Origin of the sequence: Cellulophaga algicola DSM 14237, from assembly GCF_000186265.1 — a bacterium.
GTDB lineage: Bacteria > Bacteroidota > Bacteroidia > Flavobacteriales > Flavobacteriaceae > Cellulophaga > Cellulophaga algicola.
In genome coordinates, this window is the sequence record NC_014934.1 from 4,490,438 (window position 1) to 4,508,359 (window position 17,922).

Below are 17,922 nucleotides of genomic sequence, written 5' to 3' on the forward strand. Positions count from 1 at the left end.
GTAGCTTACAATTAAATTAATTTTTTCAAAAAAAGAAGTTTTGGAAAAAAAATAATCTGCTTTCATTTTCGTCACGATACAATTTGAACTATTCAATATGCGCCTACCTTATCTAGTTTTTTCATAGACAAAACTTTTCAGAACGCTTTTAATTTAAACACAATGGTAGGCACAGTGCTTTGCTTTTTGCTTCCAATAGTAAATTTCTAATACAATAGTAAGACTTAGCAATTCCGCTATCAATAGTTCAACTTTACTCTAAATCCTATTCCCATATCATATTTTATAAGAAAAAAAATCGATTCATCCCAGCCATCATAGGATCCAGATTAGGATTATAAAAAACCAATTGGATTCTGCCTTCACCCAAAAATTCTATGAGACTAAGGCACTCATTATTATATAAGCCATAACACCTAAAAAAAAGCTTTTTTAAAAATCCTTTACGAGCCTAATTATCGTTTAGACAATAATAATTTGTGAATGAATTTTAGTTTTTCTACTACTGGTGGTGTTATTACAAAAGGATACACATCTGGTACTCCCATTGCCCTATTAATACTATTTACGGCAAAAGATAACGGCACACAGGTCTGTACAATAACATCAAAGTCTTCTTTGGTATAGGGATCAAAGGATACTTTAGTTTTCATTATTCTAAGTTTCTTAATGGGCTTCACATTTACACCAAAAAAATAAGCGGTCTCCACCATATCCATAATGTGAAGGTAATGTGCCCAAGTTTCTGCCCAATCTTCCCAAGGGTGTGCCGTGGCATACTTACTTATATATGATTTTTCCCAATCTTTAGGTGCGCCATTCTTATAATACGCTGTTAGAGCATCGCCATAATTGTATTGCTCATCTCCAAAAATAGCTCTAAATTCTGCTAATATATTTTGATTGGTGTACACTAACTGATCCCAGAAATAATGCCCAACTTCATGCCTAAGATGCCCTACTAACGTTCGGTAAGGTTCAGAAAATTGCTTTCGCATTTGCTCTCTTTTAACAGAATCTGCTTCTTTTAACAGAATAGTAACTACACCATTGGCATGACCTGTCATTAGATTAGGATCATCTTGTTGTACTACAAAATCAAAACACAGCCCGTTTTCATGGCGTAATTTACTCTTTAACGGCAAGCCTATTTTTTGCAATTGATAAATTAATCGATGTTTAGCAATCTCTAAGTGCTGCCACTTTTCAAAATTTTCTACATCTGAAAGGTTAGGTATGGTGCGGTTAAGCTGACAAGCACTGCAATAGTCTTCCTTACTGCTTTTTTTAAGAACCCAATTACAAACATCGTATTCTTTATTTTTACAATATTTATATTCAATATTTTGACGATCAGAAAACAGAGACACTTCATTAGATTTAAAAGTCAGCATCTTGCGATCTTTAGCTCTAAACCCTGTTAAATGTCCACAATTTTCACACGAATAATTTTCAAAAAAAACAGAGTGGTTACAGTGACCACATTGAAATATTTTCATCTAAATTAGATTGTATTATTTTTTAAAGTCAGAAGGGATAATACCATTGACATTTTATAAATACAAAATGGCGGCAAAAATAAGTAGAAAATTAATATTAACTTATAATTTTTCAATGATTAATTCTGTATTTAGTTTAGAACTAGCACTACCTCTGATACCACCAGAAACAGGCATTGTATGCTCATAATGTGCACTTGAAGCAATAGGAAAATGAGTGTTTCCCGTTAAAATACCATGACTTGGATCTAAACCAAACCAACCAATACCTGGTAAATACACATCTACCCAAGCATGGAGCTCATAAGCTGGTTTTACCATATCAAAATAATAATAACCACTAACAAAACGTGCCGCAAGACCTTGTTGCCTCAGTACGTTAATCAGCATCCAAGATAAGTCTCTACACGAACCTCTCTTTAATTGAAAAGTTTCATCTGGTATAAATGGCGCTCCATCTGCTCTATATTCAACACTAAAGTCATCATGCAATTGCTTGGTAAGATTGGTGAGGTATGGAATGGTATTAAAATTTGAACGCTGTAAAATGGATAAAGCATAATCACTCAATACTTTTGAGATAGGCACTACTTCTAATGCAGAAAAAAGTAATTTTTTCTGTAAAACATTATATTGAAAAGGTAATGTATTAAAATTTTGGGGGTAAATTAAAAAATTAAAAGGGTTGTAAGGTTTCGTTTCAAGAACACTCTCTGCTTTAATGGTTAATTGAGAGGTCATACCTTCAAACCAGCAAAAATCTACACTATTATTATCTTCATCTTGTACCATTTTATGACCCGCTGGTTGCGGAAGAATTGTTAATGCAAGCTCAGAAACATTAACATAAGATGTTTGGCTTGGACGAAATCTTAAATAATGAGGTTCTAAAAAAACTTCTGAATCAAATAGATACGTTGTAATATGGGTGATTTTAAATTTCATTGACTACCTATTTTAGTGCTGACTTCATAAAGGTGATGAGGAAAAAAAATTTCCGTTTAATTAGTTATTTGATTTTCAATGGAAAAAAAAGATTCATAAACAGCTGTAGATACCCCATTTAGTTTTTGCTGAATATCATCTAGGTATTCATGCATACCTTTAGCAATAACATCATTTATAGCAGTATATTCCAGTTGTGATTTTAAAGCTCCTAATTGTTTTTGAGCGCTATTGCTAAATCCAAAAGAACTCCCTGATAACGTAATAAGAGATTGCTCTGCACTAATTAAGCATGCTAGTATTGATCTAGGAAATTCTGTATCTAAGATTAAAAACTCTGCTATACTTGACGAAGTGAGTTTTCCATGTTTTTTTCTATACATATCATAAGCACTTACCGACTTTAAAAGTGATGACCACTGAATTAAGTCTAATGAAGAACCTACCTCATTAGGAGAATCTAATAAAAGATGATATTTTGTATCTAAAACTCGAGAGGTTTTATCTGCACGTTCTATTGCTTGTCCTAATTTGCCAAAATGCCATCCTTCATTTCTAGAAATAGTAGCATCGTACATACCATAAAGTAGTTGACACCCATTTTTAACATTAGTGAAAAATTCTCTTAAATTGTTCTCTTTATGACACTTGTTTTCTAAACCTGCTTTAACTAGATAATTTAGGGCGTTAATTTGCTCCCAAAATTCTTTCGTTATTTCAGGGCGTATGGCACGCGCATTTTCCCTTGCATTTAAAATACAATTGTAAATAGAATTTGGATTTTTTTCATCAAAAGCTAAAAAATAAATCACCTTAGATTTAGATACTTTCGTGTTTAATGATTTATACAATTCCCAATCTCCAGTAATCACTACAATAGGTTTCCATTGCTGCTCTTCATCGGGCGGCATTTCTAGTGATAAGTTATAATTTACATCCATAAATCGCGCATAATTTTCTGCACGTTCTAGATACCTATTCATCCAATATATTGTGTTCGCTACTCTACCAAGCATAATTTTTTAATTTAATGATTTAATACCCATGTATCTTTACTTCCGCCACCTTGTGAAGAATTAACTACAATTGATCCTTTTTTTAATGCTACACGAGTTAATGCTCCAGGGATAATTTTAATATCATCACCATAAAGTGCGTATGGTCTTAAATCAACATGTCTTCCTTCTATTGTATTTTCATCAGTAATAGTAGGCACCCTAGACAAATTAATCATAGGTTGCGCTATATAATTTCTAGGGTTATGCTTAATTTTCGCAATGAATTCTTGCTGTTCTTTTTTTGTAGATTTTGGACCTACAAGCATTCCATACCCCCCAGAGGCATCTGTTTGCTTAACTACTAAATTATGTATATTTTCAAGAACATATTTGCGGTCTTGTTCTTCATCACAGATATATGTTTTTACATTTGGTAAAATCATATCTTCTCCTAAATAATACTTTATAATTCTTGGAATATAGGCATAAACGGCTTTATCATCCACTACTCCTGTTCCTGGTGCATTAACCAAAACCACATTACCTTTTAAATAGGCATTAAATAATCCAGGGGTTCCTAGAACTGAATTTTTGTTGAATGCTAAAGGATCAATAAATTCATCATCTACACGACGGTAAATAACATCTACACGTTTTAAACCATTGGTTGTAATGGTATAAACGATTTCATCTTTTACGATTAAATCTTTACCTTCTACCAACTCTGCTCCCATTTGTTGTGCTAGATAGGAATGCTCAAAATAGGCAGAATTAAATATTCCAGGCGTTAAGACAACTACCGTTGGGTTTTCTGCATCGGTAAGTGATTCTAAAGTATCTCTTAAAATATGCGTATAGTCATACACAGGCTTTACCCCTAGTTTTTCAAATAGCTCAGGAAAAGTTCGTTTTAAAATTTCTCTATTTTCTAGCATATAGGATACCCCAGAAGGACAGCGCAAATTATCTTCGAGTACATAATATTGCCCGTCTCCTCCCTTAATTAAATCAGACCCTGTGATGTGACACCAAATATCTTTTGGGGGCTTAAAACCTTCTAATTCTTTCAAATACGAAATACTTGAAAAAATCATCTCTTTAGGAATAATTTTATCCTTTAAAACCTTTTGATCGTTATAAATATCTTGAATGAACAAATTAAGGGCTTTAATACGTTGCTGTAAGCCTCTTTCTAAATGTGTCCATTCCTTGTGATCAATAATTCTTGGAATAATGTCTAAATGAAGAATACGTTCTACGCCTTGATTGTCACTATACACATTAAAAGTCATACCCAGAGATAGTTGTGCTCTATCTGTAGCATGCTGTAAAGTGCTTAGTTTTTTAGGACTCATTTTTTGGAGTCGCTCTAAAAACAATTTGTAATTTGGCCTAACGGTGTTATTTTCATCAAACATTTCATCATAAAACCCTTTGGTTTCGTAAGCTGAGAAATCTAATTTTGGCATGAAAAAAGTGTGAATTTATTCCAGATTTAATGCACCTTTTTTTTGCTGAAAAATCAGCTTAAAAAAAAGATTATTTGTAAATTAAAAAAGGAGTGATTAAAAAATGTGATATACTACCCATTGTAGCATATGCTCTCAATATACAAAAAATAAGGGAATATCCTACACTTTTACAGCATAAACTATGAGTTTTCTACTATTTAAGTGCTAAACACTTATAAATCAATAATTACATAAATTATAGTTTTACACCAAATACACTTTAATCCTATGCATTAGTATTAGCTCAGTAAAAGTAATATATTATAAAAATACTTGATGTAAACTTGTCGTGTATTTTTTAATAGGTACGCTAGAATAAATCAATGAGTCCAAAGCCTAATTAATGGGTTATACCCAATTCACAAATAGCTATAGTTTTTTTCAAATGCAACAACGCTTTTAGCTTAAGGATAATTACCCCACAAAAAAAAAGCTCCTACATTAGGAGCTTTCTTTGTGGGTAAACTTTTCTTATTGACTCAGATCTGCCTTGAACCAAAAATCTATAGTTACTTCTTCTGGTCTTTGATCTTGGTCTGGTCGATCTCCACCCTGAGATCCACCTCGGCCTCCTCCGCCACCAGGTCCACCGCCTTGACCACCACGACCTCCTTGGTCTCTGCCTCCAAAACTAACATTTGAGGATTCTTTCTGTTCCTTTTCTATTTTTGTAGTTACTATACCTATCGTCAATTTTGAGACATCAATAGGATTTACTGTGATATTTTTTATAGGCATTATTAGCTCATAATGTAAGAGTCCTGCATCTTTATCATAGTCATATGCTATACTGATCCCTAGATTATTGAGATCTAAATGAAATTCTTGAACCAAATCAGGAGTACTATAGCGTGCCATTTTTGACAGCCCTACCAATACAGCCAAAATATCTGGTCTTTTTTCGTGCTCTATTTCTTGTCGTACTCCACTTGTGCCGCGTGCGTTTTCACTTCCATTGCCCATAGCTTGTGGTGCAGTTACTTCAGAAGGATATTGCACAGATACGTTCTTTTTCCGTTTCCCTTTTACATCAAAATAAATAGAAAACCCACCATGTAACATAGAGACCATCGTTGCCTCATCTGTTGTACCTAAGTGTACATAAATATTTTTAGCATCCATAGTACTGCTATAGTTTATAGTCCCTTCACTATTTTCATGAGGTGCTTGAGCCTGAGTTTTTAAAACCCCGAACACTCCTAGAATACAAAGCGACATTAAAATCTTATTAAAAATAAACTTCATTTTTTTTTAATTATGTACGATTTGCGCTAAACCTAAGAAATAATAAATGGCAAATTCCATATGTTCAGTGAACGCCCTATAGTTCTTGGTGAATACAGCATAACTTCCTATTCCATTAATTTAGTTCTCGCTATGCATCTCTCTATAATCCTAACAGGAATCCTTATCTTTACAGACCTAATTATGATGATTAAATAATTTTGCAACAGATAAAAGCTTACTTAGATCAAATAGCGACCATATCTACTAAAGATTGGGAATATTTTACGTCTAAATTACAAGGTCGTGTGATTCCGAAAAAGACTATTTTTTTAAAAATCAATGAGATTGAAAACCATATTTCATTTATTGAATCTGGTGTAGTACGCTTGTTTATTCCCAAAGAGGACCCTGAAAAAGAAATTACTTTTGGTTTTAGTTTTGAAAACCAATTTATCAGTGCTTATGACTCATTCTTAACACAGCAACCTTCTGCATATCAACTAGAGACCCTTACAGAAACAACCCTTTTGAGTATTACCTATAGCGATTTACAAGCGGTCTATCAGAATACCCAAATAGGAAATCTTATTGGTAGGCTAACCGCAGAACGTCTCTTTTTATTAAAATCTAAACGCGAACAAAACTTACTAAATCTAACTGCAGAAGAGCGTTATTTAAAATTATTTAAAGAACGTCCGGAGCTCATAAAAGTGATTCCCTTAAAATATATTAGCTCCTACATTGGTGTTACCGCACAAGCCTTAAGCCGTATTAGAAAGCGTCTATAGTACGCGTTTTATTGATTTAGGTTCATTGTTTTTCGATAAACAACACCTTATCTTTGTAAAAAAAAGTTATGGCAGTAATCATTTTTGTTTTAGTGCTTTGGTATGGAGGCTTGTTTTTTCAATCTTTCTTTTTACACCGTTATGCAGCACACCAAGTATTTACCATGTCTAAAACCATGGAGCGTATTACCTTTATTCTAACTTGGATATTTCAAGGATCTAGTTATTTAAGCGCGTATGGCTATGGTGTTATGCACCGCATGCACCACGCTTATACAGATACCGATAAAGATCCGCACTCCCCTTCTCATGATGCAAATTTATTTGCGATGATGTGGCGTACAAAGAACATCTATCAAGATATCAATAAAGAACGGATTGCTATTGATCAGCGTTTTACGAAGAACGTACCACAATGGAAAGCGTTTGATAAATTCGCTAGTTCACGTATTTCTAGAGTTCTTTGGATTTCTATGTACATTCTATTTTTCGCCTTATTCACCACAGCAACATGGCAATGGGCTTTACTTCCTATCACCTTTTTAATGGCACCTATTCATGGGGTAATTATTAACTGGTTTGGTCATATTTATGGTTATGTAAATTATCAAATGAAGAATACAAGTAAAAACTTATTCCGATTTGATTTTCTAATGATGGGCGAAGGCTATCATAACAACCACCATAGGCATGCAAATAGAGCCAATTTTGGGGTTAAATGGTACGAGATTGATGTTACTTATGTGATCATAAGATTATTAGACGCCTTCGGATTTATTCAATTAAAGAGAATTGCGATTAAAGATAAATAGTTTAAGCTATTAAGTAAATTTAAAAAACCATAAAATAAAAATACAGCATTGCTGTATTTTTATTTTATGGTTTTTTTTAATCTAAGCTCCTATTACGCTTTACGAGTCACATCTACGGTAACCTCCATATGCTGACCTCCTCCAGAATACACGATTCCTTTTAACGGAACAACATCAGAAAAATCACGCCCTTTAGCAACACGTATATGTTGGTCTGATACTAAAAGATTATTTGTAGCATCAAACTCTACCCAGCCAGTATCAGGAATATATAAAGACATCCAAGCATGTGAGGCGTCTGCGCCTGCTAACTTTGGTTTCCCTGGCGGTGGAATGGTTTCAATATATCCGCTTATATACCTAGCAGACAAACCAATAGAACGAACGCAGGCCAAACCAAAATGCGCATAATCTTGACATACTCCCTTTTTATGTTTAAACACTTCTGCTAAAGGAGTACTTATTTCAGTAAATCCTGGTGTAAACGTAAAATCGGTAAAAATACGCGTATTTAATTCAAGCATAGCTTCCATTATAGGCCTATTAGGTGTAAAAGATTCTAAAGCGTACGCACGAATGTCCCTTAAAAAGGTAACATGGGGCGATTCTAAATAAAATTGCCTTATATCATTAGAGGTATCTATTGATTGCAGGAGTTTAACTACCGATTCCCAAGCAGGAGTTTCTGCAGGAGGTATCGTTAACCAAGTAGGTGGAAATACGGTAATGAGATTGGTACTCTCTACCACAAGCTTTTTATGAGCTTTTTGAACTGAAAAGTAGAAATACTTATTTTCAAAAAAATCTTCACGTTCCATTACAAAGTTAGGTTCAGGATCAATGGTACACTTCGTGGAATTGATCTCCTGAAACTCATTATTACCACTAACTTGAAATACTATATTATGGCACAACGAAACCAGTGACTGATATTCGTATACTGTTTTATGCTTCACTTCGTAAATCATATTTCTGGTATTTTAGTGCTTACAAAACCAAATGTAGTTTCCGTATGGTTAAAATATTGGCTAATAAACAAGCTTGAAGCTTCCCCTAGTAATTGTTCTAATTTTTCCATTAGTAAGATCAAATCTTTTCTAGAACCTGACTTTTTCTTTCCTTTTTTTAAGAGGTTGGGTTCACATAAACGAACTAATGTAGTTGCTTCTAATAATTTCTTTTGTATTAAACTCAACTGTACTCCTGACGTTTTTGGCATGCGATTTACACGCTTTTCAAGTTGTGTAATTTGGTATACAACTGATCTAGGATTCAATTCATTTAACATTAATAGTGTTAAGGTATTCGTAAATTCAATAGTAGATCTATACATATAACGATAGGTAATTAAACTTTCGTTATTTATTAAAACACACTCTAAGAGCGACTTTTCTGTTTCGCTATCCAATGCTTTAGAAAGTATATTTTTTAGAAAAGTACAGGTCATATAAGAAGATTCTAAATCACTACCTATACACTGTAAATTCCAAGAAACATCTCTTGTCATCGTATCTACTCGCAAACCATGGTAGGCCATAAGTCGTACAATTAGGCCATCTAGAATATAACTAATATCATTAATTCGCGTACAGTCTTTAAGTTTGCTACTTTGCTCTGAAATATTGTCTAGTATACGCCAACTATCTAGACCTAAACGGTCACGAACAGCATAAGCATTACGTAAGAATGCTTGTAATGATTGATTTAGAGATCCTGTTTTCGTGACATCAGTAATCACCGAGATTAATTCCTTTTCTGGGTTTACAAGTGTTTCTTTTGCCTCAAAACCAGGCAATAACAAGGTGATATTAGAAAAAGATTTTAATAAAGAGCAGAGTACAACATCGTTTTCAATATTTAAATTATCCTCGGTCTCATAATACTTTTTAATAATAACACGAGCCAATCTAACTAGAAAAATAGAACGTTCTACATACCTTCCTAACCAAAATAATTTTTCTGCTGTACTACTAGGCAGTACATTCTCGGTTTGTAAACTTGTATTTTGTACGCTTTCTAATTTTGTGTTTTTATCAGTACCAAGCACCCAAGTATCTTTACTGATCCCTCCCGATTGATTGGAAACAATAAAAGCACCTTCATCTGCAGAACTTCTGGTTAAACCACCAGGCATAACCTGATACGAATTATCTGTAGTATCTGCTACTACATAACTTCTAAAAACTGCATTTCGCGAAGCCAACTTACCATCAATATATGATGGCGTAGTAGAAAAATCAACAATTTCTTGACCTACAAATAAATAAGGTCGCATATTAATCTCATTCTTTAAGCTAGCAATCTGTTGTTGGTCTAATGAGGAACCGTACACGGCACTGCTTGTATCATCACTATATATTTTTCTGATAATTAACTTTTCTAAATTATCAAATACATATTGTTTTGCAGGTGCTTGTCCGCACCACCAAGTAGCCACTGAAGGTAAAATAAGTTCTTCTCCCAAAATATGCCTACACAATTTTGGTAAAAAAGCCATTAAGCCTGGATTTTCAAGAATACGGCTACCTAAGGGATTAATAAGCATTACTTTTTCCTGCCTCACCGCTTCCATAAGACCTACGACTCCCAACTGAGAGCTCATTTTAAACTCTAATGGGTCACAAAAAACATCATCGACCCTGCGTACAATAACATCTACTTTTTTAAGCCCTTTAATTGTTTTTAACCAAACATACCCATCATTAACTTTAAGATCTGCACCACTTACTAGGGTAAAACCCATTAATGAGGATAGATAGGCATGCTCAAAATAAGCTTCATTCTCAGAACCTGGTGAAAGAAAAACTACTCTTGGTTCTTCTTTATTTTGCCAAGCTAAATTTGTAATTGTTCTTTTTAAGGTTTCGTAATACGTATTAATCTTTCTAATCTGATTTTCTCGAATCATTTCAGGAAATACACGGGTCATAGCTACCCTATTTTCAAAGGTATACCCTGCTCCCGAAGGCGCATCTGTACGGTCATGCAAAACCCACATTTTGCCATTAGGACCACGGGCTAAATCTGCAGAATACTGTATTAATTGCTGCTCTCCTGGTATTTTTAACTTGTCTACCTGCCGCAAAAATCCTTTGTGATTATAGATCAGTTCAAAAGGAATATGCCCAGAACGAATAAGCGTCCTATTGCCATAAATATCTTTTAAAATATGATTTAATAAAATGGTACGTTGCTTTAAGCCTGACTCTATAACGTTCCAATCTTCTTGACCAAAAATCATAGGTACAGCATCAAGCATCCATGGCCTATTCATCCCATTTGGATCCCCATAAATATTGTACGTAACTCCATTTTCTTTCAATTGACGCTTTAGTTGTAGTTGGCGCTCATCCATCTCCTCTTTACCTAGCGTATTGAAACTATCTAATATCTTTTCCCAATGAGGATGCACCGAACCATCTGGCGAAGTTATTTCATCAAAATAAGGAGAGTTACTTTTTACTCTTTTATTTAGTAAAGAAGAGATCATGTCTTCTTTATAAATTTGGTTGTCCATTATTTAATTTTCTTTTTCGCTTTATATTGCCTCAAATCCATAGTGTATGGATAATCAGGATTTACTACTTCGCCACTAATATCATACTGCGTTGTAATTTGTATTGGCGTAATATAGCGTCCTGCAGACTGTTGTGTTGCTACGGTAGGTTCTACCAAATTAACGGTATGTCCAAAATCAAAAAATCTAGAAATACGTCGCGATTCTGCCTCATAACTATTCACTGGAAAAGTTTCATAATTGCGCCCTCCTGGGTGTGCCACGTGGTATTTGCAAGCCGCTACAGATTTTTTAGACCAGGTATCATACAAATCAATTACCAAAGGAGTATCCGCCCCTAGCGTAGGATGCAATGCAGAAGGCGGTTGCCATGCTCTGTATCGTATTCCTGCCACATATTCGCCCTGAACGCCTGTGTTCTTTAGTGGAATACGGCAGCCATTACAAATAAGTATATAACGAGAATCTGTTAATCCGCTTACTTTTACCTGAATTCTTTCTAATGATGAATCTACAAACCGTGCTGTTCCTGTACTAGACATCTCTTCGCCAAGTACATGCCAAGGCTCAATTGCCATAGTTAATTCTATATGGATATTGTCTACTTGTAACTCTCCTAAAAATGGAAAACGGAAGGCAAAAAATGGATCAAACCAATCCAAATTCATCTTATACCCTGCATTTTGTAAGTCTTTCATCACATCACCTAAATCATTAGAACAATAATGGGGCAATAAAAACCGGTCATGGAGTGCTGTTCCCCAACGTACTAATTTATGTTCATAAGGTTTTTCCCAAAACCAAGCCATTAAGGAGCGTATCAATAAAAATTGTACCATACACATTTGATAATGTGGTGGCATATCAAATCCTCTAAATTCTAGAATTCCCAAACGACCTGTTGAAGAATCTGGAGAATACAATTTATCAATACAAAATTCTGCTCTATGCGTATTCCCTGTAATATCTACCAATAAATTTCGGAAGATACGATCTACCAACCAAAACGGTACTTCGTTTTCTTTTAGGTCTTCTGGTATTTGCTGAAAAGCTAATTCTAGCTCGTATAACATTTCATCACGCCCTTCATCTACTCGTGGCGCCTGACTCGTAGGGCCAATAAATTGTGTAGAAAACAAATAGGATAATGAAGGGTGATGCTGCCAATACGTAATAAAACTACGCAATACATCTGGTCTGCGCAGTAAAGGACTGTCTGCTGGAGTTACACCTCCTAGCGTTACGTGGTTCCCTCCACCAGTTCCGGTATGTTTCCCGTCTAGATTAAACTTTTCTGTAGTTAAATACGTTTCCGCAGCTTTTTTATAAAGAATATCATAATTATTAAGTATTTCTTTCCAACTACTCGCTGGGTGTATATTTACTTCAATTACACCTGGATCGGGTGTGATTTGAAATTTCTGTACGCGATTATCAGAAGGCGGATCATAACCCTCTATAAGAATAGGCATCTGTAACTTCTCTGCCACAACCTCGATGTGATTTACCAATTGAAGGTAATGCTCAAAATGCGTAAACGGTGGTAAGAATATAAAGAGCTTTCCTGCTCTTATTTCTACCGATAAACTAGTGATGAAAATTGTAGCACTATCTGCTAGTTGCAGTTTATCTTCTTTGTTTAATGTGTTTTCTTTTATCGTAGGTAACGGACCCTTTTTTTCAAATAAACTAGGCTCTGGCTTTACTTTCACTTCTTCATGATCGAATGCTTGAATAGATTTCAATGGCAATCGTAAGCCTAAAGGAGAGTTCCCTGGAACTAGAAAAAGATTTTTTCTGCGAAATTTCCACGCGCAGGTTTCCCAGGTACTATTTTCAAAATTCCACGCTATAGGTATAGAATAACCAATAGGTTTATTCATACCATGTTGTAACAATTCTGATAAACGTTGGCGTTCTAAAGGAGCTTCTAAATCGAGTTTTAAAGGGTCTATATCTATAGGTATATTACTTTCTTCCCATGCAAAATAAAACGGATCTTCATACGCAGGGTGTATACATTCTTGGTTTAATTGTAATGATTTTGCTAGAGCGTTCATAAACGTATCCGCATCATCAACCGTAAATTTATAATCGTGAGATAGGTCTGCTAAAAGCGCATCATTATTCCAAATTGGCAAGCCATCTTTACGCCAATAACATCCTAACTTCCATCGGGGTAAAGGTTCTCCTGGATACCATTTTCCTTGACCATACAGCATTAAGGCTCCAGTACCAAACTCATCTTTTAATTTATGAAAAAGTTCATTGGATAATTTACGTTTTTGCGCACCATCTGCCGCAGAATTCCACTCTGGCGCATCTTGATTATCTGTAGCTACAAAAGTGGGCTCCCCTCCCATGGTTAGCCGCACATCTTTAGCTAACAATACCGCATCAACTTGCTCCCCTAATGCTACAATTTCATTCCATTGTTCATCGGAATAAGGTTTAGTTACTCGAGGTTTTTCTACAATACGGGTCACCGTATTTTCAAAATGAAATTCTGTTTTGGCAGCTTCTGCTAATCCTGAAATTGGGGCTGCACTATCTGGGTTTGGAGTACAGGCTAAAGGAATATGCCCTTCCCCAGCAAACAAGCCTGAGGTTGCATCTAAACCTATCCAACCCGCTCCTGGCACATATACCTCTGCCCAAGCATGTAAATCTGTAAAATCTTCCTCGGCTCCAGAAGGTCCTGTAAGCGATTTAACATCTGCTTTTAATTGAACCAAATACCCTGATGCAAAGCGAGATGCTAAACCTAAGTGACGCAACAATTGCACTAATACCCAAGTAAAATCACGACAAGAGCCAGATTTTAACTGCAAGGTTTCTTCACAGGATTGTACTCCTGCTTCCAACCGAATATTATAGGATAATTGATTGTATATTAACTGATTTAAGGCGACTAAAGAATCAACCATATTCATGTCTTCCGTCAAAAGTGCTTTTGCTTCCTTAACCAAATTGAGCATTAAGGCCTCTTTTTCTTTAATTTCTAAATAAGGCGATAATTGTTGCAACAAACCTTCTTCATACGTAAAACCTGGTTTTGATGCATATTCTTCAATAAAAAAATCGAAAGGATTAATCACCACCAAATCTGCAATAACCTCTACATCTACCGAAAAATGATCTACTTTATCTGGAAAAACAATTCTGGCCATATAGTTTCCAAAAGGATCTTGCTGCCAGTTGATAAAGTGATTTTTAGGATTGATATTTAAACTATATCCTTTAATCGGGGTACGAGAATGTGGTGCAGGACGTAGCCTAATTACCTGTGGCGATAATTTAATATGCTTATCATATTTGTATTCTGTGTAATGCCTTATGGCTACTTGTATTGACATCGACTGAGAAATTAATGTGAAAATTATCTAAGAGCAAAATTAACTATTAGATTTTATTTATTTAGACTCGTATTCGTAATGCTTAGGCTCACCTGCAACAAAAACGTTAATAAAGCGATTTTTTATGAAACATACTATCATTCATTTGTTTTTTATTTCTGCCTGTAAGTACTAAAATTTGGTGTGAAAATTCTCCTGTTCCTCCGCTACTTTCTCAACAGTTACCAGCTGTTTTAAAGGAACAACACCTGGACCAAATTGATTAAAAACGGCAACGTCTGCTGCATCGGTACCATAGCCTAAAGCTACATAACCTCCTTTTTTATCAGATTGTGTTGCATCAAACGTATACCAGCATCCACCTACATATACTTCAAACCAGGCATGCATATCCATCGGTTTTAAATCATGCAAATATCCCACAACAATACGAGCAGGAATGCTTATACTACGGCATAAGGCAATGCCTAAATGGGCTAAATCTCTACAAACCCCAGATTGTCGATAGTTAACATCTACCGCTGAAATAGGAAAATTGCTGCTACCTGGAATATAGCTGATTGTATTCCGCAGCCAAGACTCAATGGCAGCAACTTGGTTATATCCTGGTAATTCATTTGCTGTAATAGACACCGCTAAATCATTGAAACGATCAGATTCACAATATCTACTCGGTAATAAATAACGCAAAATTGCATCTGGTAAATTTTGAATTTCTACAAACGGAGCCCCAAAATGAACAGCAACTACATCTGGAACTTGTACCTCTGCCTTGGTACTAATAGAAAAAGTTCCCGAAGGAGCAATCAATCGCTGACAAAGGTTGCCCGCAATATCTGTATGTTCAACCACCGGTATCATGGGCGAAATTTTGTATTCCTCACGTTCTACCCATTGTGCAGCATTACTTCGTGGGCGCAGCATTAATATAAACGGCGTAGGTACTTCTAACTCAAACAATAAGTAAAAACTAATTCGCAATACCATAGGGAAGTGTTTTATAAAATACGTAAAAATAGGTTTGCCTATATCTACAGGATATTTTCCAATGCCCAACCAATTTAAGTATTATTTAGGTAGTAAAAGAGTTCTATTTTAGTTGATTAAGTATTATTTATGAATCTTAACTTTTAGTCCTATTAATTTCCTAATTAGATAAAAAACCAGAGGATATTATTTTGATTTAGGGTGATAAATTATAAGCATCTTACAAAAATAGCAACACGAAGATCCCCGTAAAAGCACCCATTCCCCGTTCTACTTGTACTGTAGGAATCAGTTGTAATAACGCATAAGTTAAACGCTGATAAGGTTTTACACCGCATGGATTAATCAAAAAAAAAGATCTAAAAACAACTATAGGTTCACTATTTACGTACATCCTTAAACCCCATGATTATGAATCTTATAAAACATTTAAAACTTTACTTCGGGATCCTATGCCTCAGTTGTGCATTAAACGGCTGTACCAGTGATGATGCCAAAGTTGTATTGCCTAGTGAAGCCGAAGAAGCGGTAACGCCTATTGAAGAAGGTACAGACACTCCAAATGAAAATACGGTTGCTGTTGCCACTTCCTTAGTTGCTAATGATTTAGAGCTACACCCAATGCAAGATATTGCAAGGCCTAACTATTTAGAAACCATTGTAGACCCTTCTTTCGGAACGATCATTCGCAGAATATCCAATGCCGGAGATGGCGGGGTAATTAAACCCATGTACAGTACCATTCAGGCATGGAATGCCGATGAAACTAAAATGATTCTATACGATCAAACCAATGGTGTACACCAATTACTAGACGGGATGAGTTATGCCTTTATTCGGAATCTTGATGATGTATGGCCTGATGATGTAGAACAACTATTTTGGGATTTTAATGATGCGGATGTTTTGTATTACTTAGATGCAAATACTGATGATTTTATCAAATACAGCATTTCATCTTCAACAAAAACCATTTTGGTTAATTTAAAAGAGGTCTCAGGCTGTGACGGAACCATTACCATGGGCAGTGATGTTCAAATGATGTCTTGGGATTCTGATGTGATAGGATTTAGATGTAATAATGATAACACCTATTCATACCGTTTTTCAACGCAAGAATTAACACGTTTTAATCTTGACGATGTGAATTATGCTGCAGTAATGCCAGCACCTAGTGGTACTTTATTTTACCACAATGTATCATCTTATGATAGCAATGGCAATTTTGTAGCAAGACTTAACAAAAGCAAACCAGAGCATTCTTGTTTAGGTCAAATGACCGATGGCACCGATACGGACTATTCCGTAAGTTTTAATGGCGGACCTAATGGCGGCTGCGAAGGGAATATCATAGCCTTTAATTTAAATACAGGAGAGTGCCTTCCCGTAATAGCTGAAGCTATGGGCTATGACTATCCAAAATCAGGAACACATATTTCTGCCGTTGCCCATAAAAACCCGGGATGGATAGCTGCTTCAATGATTGGCTATGAAGAAGACGGGCAAGCACTATTAGACCAAGAATTAGTTATTGCGCATGTAGCACCAGGTAGTGTTGATGTATATAGAATTGGACATCATAGAGCAGATGAAGACCAATTTGACTATTGGGGAGAGCCTCATGCTGTAATTAGTCCTACAGGTACTAGAGTACTTTTTGGTTCTGATTGGAGCGGTAGTGAAGATGGTAAATCAGTTGAATCTTACGTCGTAGAACTCCCTTCTTTTAATCGATAAAAAAAAGGTCTAGCATGTTCCTGAACTTGCTAGACCTTTTTTACTTTGTACGCTTTTTCCGTTCAGAATACTAACGCACTACATTTTATAACCTCTTAGCGCATGCAGGTTGGCCTGTTCTTAGAAATATGTTGAAACTGACCAATAGCCATTCTTCTAGAACCTTCCTTAGCACGTTCTGCTACGGTACCCACATATAAGGTATCAATAGTTGCCGCCCACAAGTTTAACCAAGTATCAAAATGCTCTTGTGCTATACTATGTTTCATATGCGCATCTACTTTTAAATGCGCTTCACTAGGGTTGCCTTTGAAACACACATTTCCTAATAATGCAGTCTCCCAGAAATCGGTTAGTTTTTCTAAATGCGCAGGCCACAGATCTGCTGCAATATGTTCATTGAAGATAGGCCCCAACAAATCGTTTTTTCTAACTTCTGCATAAAAAGTATGCACCAATAGGGTAATCTCTGCTCTGTTTTCTATGTCTTTCATTCTTCTGTTGATAAGAATCAGTACAACCCAAAATTGGATGGTACTGATTTT

13 protein-coding genes are annotated in these 17,922 nt (G+C 35.4%); 3 read left to right on the forward strand and 10 right to left on the reverse strand.

Annotated elements, in window-relative coordinates; translation table 11 throughout:
• Nucleotides 1–455: 455 nt before the first annotated feature.
• The 5 genes from CELAL_RS19465 to CELAL_RS19485 all read right to left on the reverse strand — a co-directional run bounded on the left by CELAL_RS19465 (nt 456) and on the right by CELAL_RS19485 (nt 6,198).
• Nucleotides 456–1,499, reverse strand: a complete 1,044-nt coding sequence (locus CELAL_RS19465) for a zinc-binding metallopeptidase family protein (RefSeq protein ID WP_013552609.1) — start codon at nt 1,497–1,499, stop codon at nt 456–458.
• Nucleotides 1,500–1,601: 102 nt separating this feature from the next.
• Nucleotides 1,602–2,444, reverse strand: a complete 843-nt coding sequence (locus CELAL_RS19470) for a transglutaminase family protein (RefSeq protein ID WP_013552610.1) — start codon at nt 2,442–2,444, stop codon at nt 1,602–1,604.
• Nucleotides 2,445–2,500: 56 nt separating this feature from the next.
• A complete protein-coding gene (locus CELAL_RS19475) occupies nt 2,501–3,460 on the reverse strand; it encodes an alpha-E domain-containing protein (protein WP_013552611.1) in 960 nt (319 codons plus the stop codon).
• Nucleotides 3,461–3,471: 11 nt separating this feature from the next.
• A complete protein-coding gene (locus CELAL_RS19480; protein ID WP_013552612.1) occupies nt 3,472–4,911 on the reverse strand; it encodes a circularly permuted type 2 ATP-grasp protein in 1,440 nt (479 codons plus the stop codon).
• Between the two features lie 513 nt (nt 4,912–5,424).
• Nucleotides 5,425–6,198, reverse strand: a complete 774-nt coding sequence (locus tag CELAL_RS19485; protein WP_013552613.1) for a hypothetical protein — start codon at nt 6,196–6,198, stop codon at nt 5,425–5,427.
• Nucleotides 6,199–6,398: 200 nt separating this feature from the next.
• Between CELAL_RS19485 and CELAL_RS19490 the strand changes: the two genes are divergently transcribed.
• A complete protein-coding gene (locus CELAL_RS19490; RefSeq protein WP_013552614.1) occupies nt 6,399–6,968 on the forward strand; it encodes a Crp/Fnr family transcriptional regulator in 570 nt (189 codons plus the stop codon).
• Nucleotides 6,969–7,036: 68 nt separating this feature from the next.
• Nucleotides 7,037–7,780, forward strand: coding sequence for an acyl-CoA desaturase (locus CELAL_RS19495; RefSeq protein ID WP_013552615.1), 744 nt, complete (start codon nt 7,037–7,039; stop codon nt 7,778–7,780).
• A gap of 92 nt (nt 7,781–7,872) precedes the next feature.
• Here the strand turns inward: CELAL_RS19495 and CELAL_RS19500 are convergent, their stop codons facing one another.
• From CELAL_RS19500 to CELAL_RS19515, 4 genes are all read right to left on the reverse strand, one after another.
• Nucleotides 7,873–8,748, reverse strand: a complete 876-nt coding sequence (locus CELAL_RS19500) for a transglutaminase family protein (RefSeq protein WP_013552616.1) — start codon at nt 8,746–8,748, stop codon at nt 7,873–7,875.
• Complete coding sequence (locus tag CELAL_RS19505) at nt 8,745–11,297, reverse strand: circularly permuted type 2 ATP-grasp protein (RefSeq protein ID WP_013552617.1); 2,553 nt, start codon at nt 11,295–11,297, stop codon at nt 8,745–8,747. The genes CELAL_RS19500 and CELAL_RS19505 overlap by 4 nt, the downstream gene beginning before the upstream one ends.
• Nucleotides 11,297–14,653 carry a transglutaminase family protein gene (locus tag CELAL_RS19510; RefSeq protein WP_013552618.1) on the reverse strand — a complete coding sequence of 1,119 codons (3,357 nt, stop codon included), beginning with the start codon at nt 14,651–14,653 and terminating at the stop codon, nt 11,297–11,299. Before CELAL_RS19510 ends, CELAL_RS19505 begins: the two co-directional genes overlap by 1 nt.
• A gap of 171 nt (nt 14,654–14,824) precedes the next feature.
• On the reverse strand, nt 14,825–15,709 hold the full coding sequence (locus CELAL_RS19515) for a transglutaminase domain-containing protein (protein WP_013552619.1): 885 nt from the start codon (nt 15,707–15,709) through the stop codon (nt 14,825–14,827).
• Between the two features lie 342 nt (nt 15,710–16,051).
• Between CELAL_RS19515 and CELAL_RS19520 the strand changes: the two genes are divergently transcribed.
• Complete coding sequence (locus CELAL_RS19520; protein WP_013552621.1) at nt 16,052–17,377, forward strand: hypothetical protein; 1,326 nt, start codon at nt 16,052–16,054, stop codon at nt 17,375–17,377.
• A gap of 95 nt (nt 17,378–17,472) precedes the next feature.
• Here the strand turns inward: CELAL_RS19520 and CELAL_RS19525 are convergent, their stop codons facing one another.
• Nucleotides 17,473–17,871 (reverse strand): group III truncated hemoglobin, encoded by a 399-nt coding sequence (locus tag CELAL_RS19525; RefSeq protein WP_013552622.1) that lies wholly within the window; start codon nt 17,869–17,871, stop codon nt 17,473–17,475.
• Nucleotides 17,872–17,922: the final 51 nt, after the last annotated feature.

Bases quoted from the DNA above. Each gene is read 5' to 3' on its own strand.
- CELAL_RS19465 (WP_013552609.1), bottom strand. From the start codon at position 1,499: ATGAAAATATTTCAATGTGGTCACTGTAACCACTCTGTTTTTTTTGAA.
- CELAL_RS19520 (WP_013552621.1), top strand. From the start codon at position 16,052: ATGAATCTTATAAAACATTTAAAACTTTACTTCGGGATCCTATGCCTC.
- CELAL_RS19485 (WP_013552613.1), bottom strand. From the start codon at position 6,198: ATGAAGTTTATTTTTAATAAGATTTTAATGTCGCTTTGTATTCTAGGA.
- CELAL_RS19500 (WP_013552616.1), bottom strand. From the start codon at position 8,748: ATGATTTACGAAGTGAAGCATAAAACAGTATACGAATATCAGTCACTG.
- CELAL_RS19510 (WP_013552618.1), bottom strand. From the start codon at position 14,653: ATGTCAATACAAGTAGCCATAAGGCATTACACAGAATACAAATATGAT.
- CELAL_RS19475 (WP_013552611.1), bottom strand. From the start codon at position 3,460: ATGCTTGGTAGAGTAGCGAACACAATATATTGGATGAATAGGTATCTA.
- CELAL_RS19505 (WP_013552617.1), bottom strand. From the start codon at position 11,297: ATGGACAACCAAATTTATAAAGAAGACATGATCTCTTCTTTACTAAAT.
- CELAL_RS19495 (WP_013552615.1), top strand. From the start codon at position 7,037: ATGGCAGTAATCATTTTTGTTTTAGTGCTTTGGTATGGAGGCTTGTTT.
- CELAL_RS19525 (WP_013552622.1), bottom strand. From the start codon at position 17,871: ATGAAAGACATAGAAAACAGAGCAGAGATTACCCTATTGGTGCATACT.
- CELAL_RS19480 (WP_013552612.1), bottom strand. From the start codon at position 4,911: ATGCCAAAATTAGATTTCTCAGCTTACGAAACCAAAGGGTTTTATGAT.
- CELAL_RS19470 (WP_013552610.1), bottom strand. From the start codon at position 2,444: ATGAAATTTAAAATCACCCATATTACAACGTATCTATTTGATTCAGAA.